Raw genomic sequence first — 14,473 nt, forward strand, 5'->3', positions numbered from 1 at the left:
ATGCTCCTTGACGACCTTGCCCTCGCACTATGGTGATTTCATGCGTCAGCTCTGGGATGATGGTGGGTGGTGTGTCACCTTGGAGGTTTTAGTTGTACCTTTGTGTCCAAGGGTGTGTATTATGGGGCTCCCCCAGCTAGCACCCTTCATCCATCACTACAGAGAGCATTGACAGCTATAGCGATCGATAGCACGAGCGTGCTACAGCCCTCTCGTCGGGGGCAGAGCCAAGCGGAGGGACGGCAATGAGACTCACCTTCGCTATCCATTACCACGCCCAATGGGGCGAGACCCTATATATCTCAGGCGAAGGCTCCATCCTCGGCCTCTGGGATGAGGACAAGGCATGTCCACTAACCTGCGCCGAGGGTGATATATGGCGGATCGAACTCGATCTACCAGAGCCTATCCCCCCCACACTCTCCTACTCCTATCTCGTGCGTAATGCGGTAGGCCAGGTCTCCCGCCGTGAGGGTATGCTCCAGCATCACCTAGACCTCCCCCTAGGGGCTAGCAGGATAATGATCCTAGATGCTTGGCTGCATAGCCCTGAGGACGCACCTAGCTATACCACAGCACTACTCGATACCCTGAGAGGACATCGGCCATCACCGCTGAACCTACCAGCAGGAGACTCCCCTTATGTTTGCCTTCAGACCTTCACCTCCTCGGTAGGTAGGGGACGAGGGCTCTATCTCGTCGGGAGCACTAGCGAGCTAGGCGCATGGGATACTCGTGCTGCTCTGCCGATGCGCTACCTCGGGAGAGGTCGCTGGGGGATTACGCTCCCCCTCTCCGTCCTAGGGGCGTCAGGAGAGGCTGTAGAGTACAAGTACTTCGTCGCTGACGAGGAGGGTGGTGAGCCCCAGTGGGAGGAGGGGGCTAATAGAGCCTTGCCACAGGTCGCTCTCGGAGAGGGCTGTGGCTGTACGATTACCGATGGCTTTGTCCGCCTTCCTTCGGAGCACCTTCGCCTAGCAGGCTGTGTCGTCCCTCTTTTCGCTCTTAGAGGAGAGCGGGACTGGGGCATAGGGGACTTCGGGACACTCCATGAACTAGTAGATCTCGTGCATGAGCTGGGGATGAATGCCCTACAGCTCCTGCCGATCAATGATACGACCTTTACCCGTTCGCCACGGGACTCCTACCCTTATAATGCGATCTCCGTAGATGCGCTACACCCGATCTACCTAGATCTCTCTCAGCTACCTGCCCTCCGAGATATAGAGTTACAGAGGAGGCTCGAGGTGGCTGGGGCAGCACTCCGAGTAGGGGAGACGGTGGACTATCCGCAGGTTATCCAGCTCAAGGAGACCTATCTGCGTCAGCTCTTCACTGAGCAGTGTGCAGGGGATGGGCTCGGTGGCGACTTCGAGGCTTACCGACAGGAGCAGGAGCGATGGCTAGAGCCCTATGCCTACTACTGCCTATTGCGAGACCGGCATGAGGGACTCCCCCCAACAGAATGGGGGATGGATAGCCACTACGACCTCGGTCGTCTGCGCACGACCTATTCGGGGAGCGAGGAGCAGCACCTACTCCGCTACTATCAGTGGGTGCAGTGGCTCCTACACGTACAGCTCTGTAGGGTGCGAGATCATGCTCGGGAGCTGGGTATATTCCTCAAGGGTGATCTACCGATCGGGGTCTCCCCCCATGGTGTAGAGGTCTGGACGACTCCCGAGCTCTTTCACCTAGAGCAGAGTGCAGGTGCACCACCTGATGACTTCGCCGTAGATGGGCAGAACTGGGGCTTCCCGACCTATGACTGGGCGGTGATGCAGCAGGATCAGTTCCTCTGGTGGCGTAGGCGGATGGAGCGTCTCGCTACCTACTTCGATGCGCTACGTATCGACCATGTGCTGGGCTTCTTCCGTATTTGGGAGGTGCCTCGCAGTGAACACTCAGGGCTACTCGGACACTTCCATCCAGCCCAGCCCTACACACTAGAGGAATGGCAGATGATGCTCGGAGAGGAAGGCCTTGTCCCCTTACTTACTCACCCCCTTATCCACATAAATGACCTCCACGAGCTCCTTGGCAGAGAGCAGGTGGATAACCTCCTTGCCTCGGGGCTTCTCCTACCGACGGCAGAGCCAGACCTCTACCAGCTGAGCTATACGAGTCAGCAGGACTATGAGCGAGCAGAGGTCATCGAGGCTGTCGGGAGAGTCGAGGTCGCTACCGCCCTCTCTAGTCTCTGTACGGAGACGGCACTCATCGAGGATCCCTACACTGGGGGCTATCATCCACGTATCGCCTGGGAGCGTAGTCGCCTCTATGGCCACTGGGATGAGACACACCAGAGTCGGTGGATGGAGCTAAGCCACGACTACTATTATCGCAGCCACGATGAGCTCTTCAGAGCTACGGGGCTACATCGGCTGAGTAGCCTAGCCCGCCACTCAGGGATCCTACTCTGTGCCGAGGATCTAGGTATGATCCCCGCTACAGTCCCTGCCGTGCTCGATGAGCTTCAGATCCTCAGCCTAGAGCTCGAGCGCATGCCGAAGGGAGCTACACCCACGGGCTGGGCTGATCCCCTAGACTTCCCCTATCGGAGCATCGGGACGACCTCCACGCATGATATGCCCTCCCTCCGAGGATGGTGGCATAGCCTGAGTGAGGAGCGGCAGGGACAGTATCTCACCCAGGAGCTGGGACGTAGCCCCGAGGAAGTGTCCGCTCTGAGGGCTCAGGAGGAGCAGATCTATCGGCTCATCCTGCAGCGTCACCTAGCTGCTCCTTCGCTCGGTGTCCTCCTCCCCCTCGCTGACTGGATGAGTATCGATCCACGTCTCTGGATCCAAAGCCCCGAGCAGGAGCAGATCAACCATCCCGAGCAGGCCGACCAATACTGGTGCTATCGCCTGCCCCTATCCGCAGACCAACTACGCATTACCGCCCCCCAGTGGCGGATACTCATACGCAGATATATACACGATACAAGCAGACTACAGAGCCTATGATGGAGCGACTATATGTCCTAGAGGAAGCCGATGTGCAGGAGTTCGTTGGGATCAATCGTACCAACCTCGCGACCCTCTCCGCCCTCTTCCCTAAGACCAAGCTACGGATGCACCAGAACGTCATCAAGGTACTCGGAGAGCCTCAGGCTGCCGAGGAGATGCTCCAGATTCTTAGCGAACTGGAGGCCGTATGCTCCCGGCACAATCAGCTCACCGAGGCACAGCTCATCGAGGTGGTACAGCGTCACCGCTCTCCTAAAGCTACCTCCACGCTCACTCCCGAGTCGGGCGACGTACTGATCTATGGAGTGCATGGCAAGGCGATCCAACCCCGAGGGGAGAACCAGCGTCAGATGGTACGAGAGTTTGCCTCTCGGGATATGTGCTTCGCCACAGGGCCTGCGGGTAGTGGCAAGACCTTCATCGCCATCTGCCTAGCGGTCAAGGCGCTCAAGGCAAAGCAAGTCCGACGTATCATCCTCTCTCGTCCTGCCGTGGAGGCTGGAGAGAAGCTGGGCTTCCTGCCCGGAGAGATGAAGGATAAGCTAGATCCCTATCTCCAGCCCCTCTATGATGCCCTCGGGGAACTGATCCCTGCGCCTAAGCTCAAGGATTTCATCGATACGGGTGTGATCCAGATAGCCCCTCTGGCCTTCATGCGAGGACGTACCCTCAACGATGCCGTAGTCATCCTCGACGAGGCTCAGAATACCACCCCCCAGCAGATGAAGATGTTCCTGACTCGCCTCGGAGCTAACTCCAAGATGATCATCACGGGGGACTTCACACAGGTGGACCTTCCCCGAGGGGTACGCTCAGGTCTGCGTGATGCCGTGGACAAGCTCCATGGGCTTAGGAGCATTAGCTTCATTCACTTCTCTACTGTAGATATTGTCCGCCACCCACTGGTCTCCGAGATCGTAGAGGTCTATGACCGCAAGGACGAGGAGGAACATACCGAGAAGTAACTCTGACAACGAATCTCAATCACAACAATACATTCCTAGCATTTATGGTACATACACTCACGCACACCGACCTGCATCTGCCAGGTCAAGATCATGTCTATCATGGCAAGGTACGCGATGTCTACTTCCTACGAGATGGACGCATAGCGATGGTCGCTACAGATAGGATCTCGGCCTTCGATGTCGTGCTCCCCGAGGGCATCCCCTACAAGGGGCAGGTGCTCAATCAGATCGCTACCTACTTCCTCGAAGCTACGAGGGATATTGTCCCCAACTGGCTCCTGTGCTCTCCCGACCCGATGGTCAGCCTTGGGCATCGTCTCCAGCCCTTCCGTGTAGAGATGGTCATCCGTGGCTACCTCACGGGATCAGCATGGCGAGCCTATCAGGCAGGTGAGCGCAGTCTATGTGGTGTGCCTCTACCCGAGGGAATGAGGGAGAACGAAGCCTTCCCCCAGCCCATCATTACCCCGACGACCAAGGAGGATGAGGGGCATGATGAGAATATCTCCCGAGAGGAGATCATCCGCACAGGACTCGTCAGCGAGGAGGACTACCGACAGATCGAGGCCTATACGTATGCACTCTTCCGCCGTGGTCAGGAGATGGCACGTGAGCGGGGCTTGATCCTCGTGGATACCAAGTACGAGTTCGGTAAGAACGAGGCTGGGGAGATTTTCCTCATCGACGAGATCCACACGCCTGACTCCTCTCGCTACTTCTATGCCGAGGGCTATCAGGAACGCTTCGACAGAGGAGAGGAGCAGAAGCAGCTCTCCAAGGAGTTTGTCCGTCAGTGGCTCATCAAGCAGGGCTTCCAGGGGCGTGCCGGTGAAGTCGTCCCCACGATGACGCCCGAGTATTGCCAGAGCGTTTCCGATCGGTACATCGAGCTCTACGAACTAGTGACGGGACGTACCTTCGTCAAGGAGCCTACGGAGAACCTTTCGCAGCGTATCGAGCGTAACCTCCTCTCCGCCCTCTAGCCCCCAGCCTACTACGCACAATAGGGCCTCCAGCAATAAGCCCCCTCTGAGTATTCTGCTCGGAGGGGGCTTATTGCTGGAGGCACGTGTGTATGCCTACTTGGGCTAGCTAGATGCTATCGGCGAGCGAGGTCGTCGTGGGTCGTCTGCAGGAGGGCACGCCCTCGGGCGATACGTTCGACGGAGGGAGAGGGGTGCTGCTCGAGGAGTTGCTCGCCGACGTTCTCCATGACGGTTACGCCCGTGGAGTCGATGAAGCCAAAGCCATCATTGAAGGTGTAGTAGGCGAAGGGGTAGGTGTAGTTCGCTGCTAGGATATTCCGGCTGAAGGGGAAGTCTCGATACGACAGCCCGAGCTGAGCCAGCAGGGTAGCAGCTAGGTCGCTCTGGGTCATGAGCTGGTCGATGCGCCGTGGCTCCTTGATCGCCCCACCGAACCAGAGCATGGGGATATGGTGGATCTGTGAGGTGTGTCGCTCCTCGCTCGGCCCAGTCGAGTAGCCGTGGTCGGCGACACAGATCACGAGTAGGTTATCCCAGGCCTTGGTCTTCCTTAGTCGGTCGGCGAACCGCCCGATGCAGTCATCGACGTAGGCAAAGGCGTTGGGTACCTCCTCCGCAAATCGCTGGTAAGGGACGATGAAGGGCTCGTGGCTGCTTAGGGTCAGGAAGCCCGTGTGCCAGGGGCGGTCTGTCCCCCTCTGCTGGATCGCACGATAGAGGTAGTCGAAGGTCGCTCCGTCCTGTACCCCCCAGCTCTGACGAGGGAGACTGCGGTCGAGATCCCGATCATCGGTCACTCGCTCGTAGCCACTGCCGAGGAGGTATCCCTTCATGTTCGTGAAGTTGGCATCGCCTCCATAGAGGAAGTCGGTCGCATAGCCCACACGTTGGAGCTCCCGTGCGATACCCGAGAGGGTACGGCTCTTGGCAGGCATCTTCATCACCGAGTGTGTGGGGAAGCTCGGGTAGCCACTCAGGGTGGAGAGTACTCCTCGGTCTGTGCGGTAGCTATTGGCATAGCACTGGCTGAAGACCACACCCTCACGAGCGAGGCGGTCGAGGTTGGGGGTGATGTCGGGCATACCTCCGAAGCTCTCGATATACTTTGCTCCGAAGCTCTCGAGGATGATGAGGACTATGTTGGGTCGCTGCGTGCGTAGGAGCTCGATCTCGGCAGGAGCCTCCTTGGGGTAAAGCCCTGCTACGAGCTGGGCTCGCTGCTGCTCGCTGAAGAAGTTGTACTCGGCATCATAGTCCTCCACCTTGTCCAGCGAGGAGAAGAGGCTGAAGACAGGATTGACCGCAGCGTGGTTGAGGAACTGATTTTGACTGAAGTACACTTGTCCTACATTGGTCACCGAGCGTCCTACGCCACCTCGGATCACGAGGACGGTCAGAGGTAGGAGAGCGAGCACTCCCACAGCTCCGAGTATAGGGCGGCTACCCCGTTCCCATCTCCGAGGCGTGCTCTTCTGTAGGAGGGTAAAGAGCCCAAAGGCCCAGAGCTGTGCGATGAGCCCCCCAAGGAGCGTGAAGCCTAGGGGGACGCTGGCAAAGGCATTCTTCGGAGAGTCTAGGTAGAGGAAGACTGTGCCATCAAGCTTGAACCCCCAGAAGGGATACAGCGCAGTGTCCCCTACGAAGACGAGGGCAAGGACGGCTGATATGATTAGATGATAGGCGAGCAAGACTCTACGGGCAGGGAATGAAGTGAAGGCATAGCTCACTAGCACTACGAGCAGCGGTAGGGCAATGAGATACCCCACGACTGCTAAGTCTAGGCTCGCTCCGTGGAAGAGCACTCCTAGGAAGTCCCCTAGGCTCATCGTGCCACTGAGCTTGTGATTGTAGAGGATGAAGAGTGTCTTCCCTAGTAGGAAGCTACCGAAGGTGACGGCTACGAACCGCAGGAGATACGCAAGTCGCCCTGTCATTATTCTATCTATAGGTCTTCGCATAGCGTAAGGATACATTATATATACTACAAAAGTAGGGTATTTGCAGGGTATCCTGGCTCGTGTCGTCTCTCCTAAAGAGTTCTATTCGCCTTGTCTTCGGACCAAGTCCTATGTAAGAGGTCTGTGTATAGGTGTTCGCCGGGCTACCCTCTGGGGAGGCATTCGTTGGGTAGCTATATAGGCATTGGGGCGGTATGTCGATGGTATGTATTGTGCTGGTCGTGTATCCCGCCTTTGGCAAGCTAAGCCTAGATCCCAAGCCTAGGCTTCAACAATATGGGGGGTAGACGATGAAGTAGCAAGGAGAGGGGGGGCACCCCCTCCCTTCGCTATGACTCAGGACAGAAGTATGACATCACTAGTGGTCTAGGACAAAGTAGTCGAGGAGCAAGTACTGAAGATAGAAACATCTCTATTCTAGGTATAGACTACCCAAGGATATACCTGCTATCTAGGAGGAAAAGTGTACACGTGTGTATACCATTGTGTACCCACGTGTATACAATAGTGTACACGCGTGTACACACCTTCGCTCTAAGTATGTTCGCTCTAGGGCTCTCATTGGTGCAGTTCTCGGGGCTAACACCTAGGCACTCCAGAGATATGGCTAAGAGACTTCCCTTGGGTATGAAATGCCCCCCAGAAAAGAGCCAAAGAGTGCGGAATACCCAGCGAGCTCATGCGTCGGCTCAGCTCTATGACTGTAGAAATGGAGAGAAATACCGAATTTTGTGTTGTCGTTATGGAAAGGAGTATCGATGGTCGAGCACAGTGAATATTATGTATACTATGGAGTGCGACTACTAGGTCCGTGTCCAACGCTCTCAGATGGGCTCATCGGGGAGCTGTCTCTAGGTGGCCAAGTGGTGCACTTTGCCACACGATAGATAAAGTCTTCACCTTGGAGCAGGCAAACGATGCATTGATGTATATAGATCAATCTAGCTCCTCAGGTAAAACAGTGCTGACCCTGGATCGGTAGGTCGTATGGATCTGAGATGATCGTCTTGTCCCTAGCTTGAGGGGCAGGACGATTATCGTTTAACCCAATCCCTTTCTGTCAGCTTGAAGAGGGTCAGTGCAAGCCAAAAACATGGCGAGGATGTGAGGTGGAGACTGAGGGTAGGTAGGGGGGGAAAGATAGAAAAGTATGGTAAGGTGATCAGTAGGATTCATTGAGTAATGGTTGTCGGACTAGGTCTATTTGCTGAATGATCCCCCCAGGTGTGTATCTAAACATCTTGTGGAATGGTTACGCAGTGGGCTATATTACAGCGGGTTAAATTACTTAAATATTTTATTAAGTAAGCACCTGATTTATTGCTTGCGTTTTCAATTTTTGTATATAACTTTGCCTTTATTAAGGAGGTAGATTAACTCCTGGTAATATTGTAAAGTAAGACGACGTATTGAAAAGGTGCCAGAGGGGGCAGTTTAGCTCCCATTGCCGAGTAATAACAGGGATAATACCCCCTATGGAGACTCTCGCATATCGTGATGGTATGTGGTATGCCTTGTAAGATATTCGTATTTATTACAATGGAGGTATATATTGATCTATATACAGAGCAGGCAAGGAATGAAATAGGGACACCTATTTATCTCTTGGCTGCTGGGATTATGCCGAAATGAATCCAAACTATAATCACGTTTCACTAACACTTACTTACGAAGATGAAGTATTTCTACAAGTACTTTACCGCTAGGGTCGTGCTACTGACCTTGGCGATGCTCCTAAGTAGTTCGCTTGTTGCCTGGGCGCAAGGTACGATCACCATCAAGGGGGTCGTCACTGACACCCAAAAAGATCCTCTAGCTGGGGTATCTATCCGCGTCAAGGGAACCACTACGGGGACAACGACCAGTGCCACTGGGGGCTACACCCTCCAGGGGGTCTCTCGCAATGCTATCCTCGTCTTCACCTACGTCGGGATGAAGAAGCAAGAGATCCCTGTCTCGGGACGTACAGAGATCGATGTCGTCCTCGAGGATGACGCTCAGATGACCCAAGAGGTCGTTGTCGTCGGCTATGGTACACAGAAGAAGGTGAATCTCACGGGTGCTGTCTCCTCCATCGACTCCAAGTCTCTGGCTGCCCGTCCTGTACAGAACCTCGGCCAGGCTCTACAGGGGATGATCCCAGGTCTTAACCTCTCTGTCGGGAACTCCGGTGGAGCCCTCAATAGCACCATGGCTCTCAATATCCGCGGTACGGGTACTATCGGTAGCGGATCGAACTCTAGCCCACTCGTTCTAATCGACGGGTCAGAGGGCGATATGAATGCTCTAGCTCCTAACGATATCGAGAGCATTTCGATCCTGAAGGATGCTTCTGCGAGCTCGATCTACGGTTCACGTGCTGCCTTCGGGGTAGTCCTCATCAAGACCAGGAGTGGTCGTGAGGGTCGCGCACGTGTCTCCTATGGGGGTAATGTGCGCTTTTCTACCGCTACACAGGTGCCTGAGATGATGGACTCTGAGCAGTTCGCCAAGTACTTCAATATCGCTGGGGCAAACTCAGGGAATGGTACCGTCTTCACCGACGAGATCATGAAGCGCATCGTAGACTATAAGAATGGTACGATCGATGATAAGTTCCGCTCTGGAACGGTCTGGAACGAGCGTACCAATGCATGGGATCTCTACACGGGAGCTTGGGCCAACACCAACTGGTTCGACGAGATGTACCGCAAGAACGTCCCTACTCACGAGCACAACATCTCCATCTCTGGGGGGAGTGGCAAGACGAACTATTACCTCAGTGGCGCACTCCTCGATCAGCAGGGGCTGATTCGCTATGGTCGTGATACCTTCAAGCGCTACAACCTCACCGCCAAGATCAGCACCGATATTACTCCATGGCTGACCATCTCCTATACCAATCGCTGGTCTCGTGACGAGTATTCTCGTCCTAGCTATATGACGGGTCTCTTCTTCCACAACATCGCTCGTCGCTGGCCGACCAACCCTGTGCGTGACATCAACGGTCACCTCATTCCCGGTAACGAGACCATCCAGATGCGTGACGGGGGTATCGACCGTAACCAGAAGGATCGTGTGAACCAGCAGCTCATCCTAGAGGCTCGTCCTATGGAGGGACTCCTACTGCGTGCTGAGAACAACTACAATACGACCTATAACCACAATCACTGGGATGTACTCGCTATCTACAGCTACGATAATAAGGGGCTCCCTCGCCTAACCTCACGTGAGGGTGGTGACGATGGACAGACCAGCGTGGGCGAGAGCACATGGAAGAATGACTACTTCAATGGACGCTACTACGCCGAGTACAGCCGTATCTTTGCCGAGAAGCACGATGTCAAGCTCATCGCAGGTCTTGACCTCGAAGTCAATAAGTATCATAATCTCGGTGGTACAAAGAAGGATCTGATCTCGAACCAAGTGCCCACAATCAATACGGCTACTAACGATAAGCCTACTCTCTATTCGGGCTACACCCATTGGGCTACGATGGGTAGCTTTGCTCGTCTGAACTATGCTTACGATGAGCGCTACCTCCTAGAGGTATCGGTACGTACCAACGGATCCTCTCGCTTCATCGGCGACAAGCGTTGGGCTACTTTCCCTTCCTTCTCTGCTGGTTGGAATATCGCCAATGAGAAGTTCTTTGAACCCCTCAAGAGCACTGTCTCTATGCTGAAGCTCCGTGGCTCATGGGGTACGCTAGGGAATACTGAGGTACAGGCGCTCTACCCATGGTTCCTCTCTCAGCCAGTAGGCACGGCTAACTCTGCTTGGCTCGTCGGTGGTGAGCGCCTGAATACCTCCAATGCTCCTGGCATCGTCTCGAACTCCCTCACCTGGGAGCGCATCGAGTCCTGGAACCTTGGTCTCGACTTCGCTGCCTTCAACAATAGACTACAGGGTACTCTCGAGTACTTCAATCGTACCACCCGAGATATGGTCGGACCTCCTGCTCCACTGCCCTTTACCCTCGGTGTCGGTCAGCCTCAGGTGAACAATGCAACCCTTGTATCTAAGGGTTGGGAAGCCGAACTGAAGTGGCGTGACCAGATCGACAAGGTAAACTACGGCCTACGTCTCGTCCTCTCGGATGATATCCAGACTGTCACTCAGTACTACAACCCTACAGGGACGCTCTCCACATGGTACGCAGGTCGTCGTATGGGTGAGTTCTGGGGATATACGACTCAGGGTATCGCCAAGACCAACGATGAGATGAATGAACACCTAAGAGCCAATCAGCCCGCATGGGGTAATAACTGGCAGGCTGGTGATATCATGTACAAGGACCTCAATGGTGACGGTAAGGTCAATAGTGGTGCGAGCACACTCGCTGACCACGGAGACCTACGTAAGCTCGGGTATAATGTCCCTCGCTACAAGTTTGGCTTCAATGCCGACGTTACTTGGCGGGATATTGACTTTAGTTTCTTCCTACAGGGTATCGGTCGTCGGGACTGGTTTGACAACTCTCCTTACTCTGTCGGCGCTACCAGCCATGGGCAGTGGCAGTCTGTGGGCTTCAAGGAGCACTGGGACTTCTTCCGTCCTGAGGGTGACCCTAATGGGGCTAACCTAAATGCTCGCTTCCCACGTCCTCTCTTCAGTCAGGGTGGTAAGAACATGCAGACGCAGTCTCGCTACGTCGTCAATGCTGCCTACCTGCGTATCAAGAATATCCAGCTAGGCTATACGCTCCCAGCATCCCTGTCGAAGAAGATCGGGATAAGCCGTCTGCGTGTCTACACTTCGGCTGATAATCTCGTGACTTTCACCAAACTTCCTAAGATCTTCGACCCCGAAGCTACGGGTGGCGACTGGGGACCAGGTAAGATCTACCCACTACAGCGTACGATCTCCTTCGGGCTCAATGTCAATATCTAATCGGCATCTAATCGAACAAGCATTATGAGACTACATAATCACTGGAGTCGGACGCTGATCCTCGCCTCTGGACTCCTCGCCCTCTCCTCGTGTAATATCCTCGATCGTGAGCCTCTGGATCAGGTCGGTCCCGCAGACTACTACACGACTGCCGAGCAGATCGGCACCTTCACGATCAACTACTATGCCTCTCTCTTCCCTGGGCATGGTAGTGGAGGCTACCACGCAGGGATAGCTACCTATGATAATGGTACGGATAACCAGGCTACGACCAATCCGAACCGTACGATGTTCAGCAACACTTCGTGGAAGGTCGAAAGCACCGGTCAACCCTCCATCGCCTCGATCCGTAACGTGAACTGGTACATGGAGCAAGTCCTCCCCAAGTTCTACGCTGGTAAGATCGTCGGGACACAGGCCGATATCAACCACTATATCGGAGAGGCCTATGCCATCCGTGCCCTGCTCTACTACGATGCTTTGCAATCCTACGGGGACTTCCCTATCATTACACAGACTCTGCCTATAGAGCAGGAGACCCTACAGAAGGCCTCACAGAGACGTCCTCGTAATGAGGTCGCCCGCTTTATCCTCAGCGAGCTTGACTCTGCAATCAAGTATCTGAAGCCTACCTTCCCAATGAATCAGCGTCTGACCAAGAACGCTGCTCAGCTACTCAAGAGCCGTGTGGCGCTCTACGAAGGAACCTTCGAGAAGCACCACCGAGGCACAGGGCGTGTCCCAGGTGATGCCACTTGGCCAGGTAAGGACAAGGAGTGGAACAAGGGTAAGGTCTTCGATCAGGATGCTGAGGTCAAGTTCTTCCTCGAGCAGGCTATGGCATCTGCCAAGGTCGTTGCCGATGCGGTATCTCTGACCCCCAACTCGCACGAGATCAATCCTCCCCTTCCGACCTATAGCGGCTGGAATTCCTACTATGAGATGTTTGCCTCCAGAAGCCTTGAATCCTTCTCTGAGATTCTGCTGTGGAGACAGTACAGCAAGGACAAGAAGATCCTTCACCTCGTCTCTCACCAGCTGATCTCTGGTACGAACTCGGGCTGGACACGTGGTCTCGTAGAGTCCTTCCTCATGAAGGATGGTACTCCTTACTACAAGCGTAATACGGCTACTTATAATGATGAGACGATCGATAATGTGAAGAAGGATCGTGATGAGCGCCTGCAGCTCTTCCTCTTCGCTGAGTCCGATGCTCGTACCTACAATGAGACCAAGAAGGAGATCAATAAGTATGAGTGCGCGAACATGATCGACAAGCCTGAGGTCAGAGACGTCACTGGCTATGCTCAGCGTAAGTATTACAACTACGATCCCTCTATGCGTCACGGCTCAGAGATGAACGACGTTTCGGGTGTGCCCATCCTCAGAGCTTCCGAAGCTTACCTCAACTACATCGAGGCGTCCTATGAACTCAATAAGACCCTAGATGCTGATGCACGTAAGTACTGGGACGCGCTCCGTGCTCGTGCTGGTATCACGGGGACTATAGATGCGACCATAGCCGCTACGGATATGTCTGTGGAGGCTAATGTCAATAGGCCTTCCTACGACTGGGGTGCTTTCTCTCAGGGGCAGCCCGTGGATCCTACGCTCTATAGCATCCGTCGTGAGCGTCGCTGTGAGTTTGCTGGTGAGGGTATACGTCACAACGACCTCGTTCGCTGGTGCGCTATGGACCAGGTCAAGAACTATGTCATCGAGGGTGTGAACTTCTGGACAAAGATCCACAAGTATCCCTACTTCTGGGGGACGAAGAAGGTGAAGGTCACAGGTCCCGATGGCAAGGAGAAGGAAGAACAGGTGCCTGATCCTACTACGACCAGAGTAATCGCTGATGGTAGCTCTAAGTCCAACATCTCGCAGCAATCACTTGGCCTCTACCATCGTCCTTACCAGATCATCTCGAAGGCTAATAACAACGACATGTTCGATGGCTATACCTTCTATCAGGCTCACTACCTTAGCCCAGTCTCTATCCAGACCCTAGAGCTCTGTGCTCCGAACAACCAGATTGATGCTACGTACTTCTACCAGAACATCAACTGGCCCACGAATACGAACAATCCCTATGCGATCAAGTAGTCCACACCCCGTGTACTATACCAGTCGATAGTGTATCGTATCCCAAGGCTCTTCGTAGTGTCTCTTCAGACTAGGCAAGCCCCTAGATAGTAGGCACTCTCTAAGACGCTCAGAATGAACGCCCCCATCACCTATGTCAAGCTGGTGGGGGCGTTCCTTATATGATCGCCTTTGCGCTGTCGGTAAGAACGCTCTCACGCTCTCGGTATGAGCGCAAGAGCGTTCTCGGTAAGAGCGCAAGAGCGTTCTCGGTATGATCGTTTTAGCCCTTTTGTGGAGGGCGTTTGTAGGCCCTCGGTGGGTGTGTTTGCGTTTTGCTTGGGCTACGAGCCTTTGTGAAATGGGGGGCGGACATGGGGATTATGCCCTTTAGGCAGTGCCTAGGGAAGCGACAAGAGCTATTTCCGGGTCGAAAACTGAGCCGCAGGGATGATTTTGGGATCGACCTGGGTATGCTCCCGGGTGTCCGAGTTCGGAAATTACATAGTCGGATAAAAATTTTTTCCATCCATGTAAGTTGTTTGCTATCGGGTTAATGAATACAACTCACAGGCGGTTTTTCAGAAGTTTTTCATGGGAAGATTTGGTTGGTATTGGGTATTTGATATACCTTT

General features: G+C 54.3%; 6 protein-coding genes. 5 read left to right on the plus strand and 1 reads right to left on the minus strand.

Features of this window, described 5'->3' with window-relative positions; genetic code table 11:
* Nucleotides 1-245: 245 nt before the first annotated feature.
* The 3 genes from QZ554_RS06480 to QZ554_RS06490 are packed head-to-tail and all read left to right on the plus strand — an operon-like array spanning nt 246 to nt 4,923.
* Nucleotides 246-2,969 carry a 4-alpha-glucanotransferase gene (locus tag QZ554_RS06480; protein WP_297195176.1) on the plus strand — a complete coding sequence of 908 codons (2,724 nt, stop codon included), beginning with the start codon at nt 246-248 and terminating at the stop codon, nt 2,967-2,969.
* Nucleotides 2,966-3,937, plus strand: coding sequence for a PhoH family protein (locus QZ554_RS06485; RefSeq protein WP_297176697.1), 972 nt, complete (start codon nt 2,966-2,968; stop codon nt 3,935-3,937). The genes QZ554_RS06480 and QZ554_RS06485 overlap by 4 nt, the downstream gene beginning before the upstream one ends.
* Nucleotides 3,938-3,981: 44 nt before the next feature.
* Nucleotides 3,982-4,923 carry a phosphoribosylaminoimidazolesuccinocarboxamide synthase gene (locus QZ554_RS06490; RefSeq protein WP_297195178.1) on the plus strand — a complete coding sequence of 314 codons (942 nt, stop codon included), beginning with the start codon at nt 3,982-3,984 and terminating at the stop codon, nt 4,921-4,923.
* Nucleotides 4,924-5,039: 116 nt separating this feature from the next.
* Here the strand turns inward: QZ554_RS06490 and QZ554_RS06495 are convergent, their stop codons facing one another.
* Nucleotides 5,040-6,860 carry an LTA synthase family protein gene (locus QZ554_RS06495; RefSeq protein WP_297195180.1) on the minus strand — a complete coding sequence of 607 codons (1,821 nt, stop codon included), beginning with the start codon at nt 6,858-6,860 and terminating at the stop codon, nt 5,040-5,042.
* A 1,698-nt stretch (nt 6,861-8,558) separates the two neighbouring features.
* Here QZ554_RS06495 and QZ554_RS06500 point away from each other — a divergent pair.
* Together QZ554_RS06500 and QZ554_RS06505 are read left to right on the plus strand one after the other, a co-directional pair.
* Nucleotides 8,559-11,756 (plus strand): TonB-dependent receptor, encoded by a 3,198-nt coding sequence (locus QZ554_RS06500; RefSeq protein ID WP_297195182.1) that lies wholly within the window; start codon nt 8,559-8,561, stop codon nt 11,754-11,756.
* Between the two features lie 24 nt (nt 11,757-11,780).
* On the plus strand, nt 11,781-13,859 hold the full coding sequence (locus tag QZ554_RS06505; protein ID WP_297195184.1) for a RagB/SusD family nutrient uptake outer membrane protein: 2,079 nt from the start codon (nt 11,781-11,783) through the stop codon (nt 13,857-13,859).
* Nucleotides 13,860-14,473 lie beyond the last annotated feature (614 nt).

It is taken from the genome of uncultured Porphyromonas sp., assembly GCF_915070105.1.
Classification (GTDB): Bacteria; Bacteroidota; Bacteroidia; order Bacteroidales; family Porphyromonadaceae; genus Porphyromonas.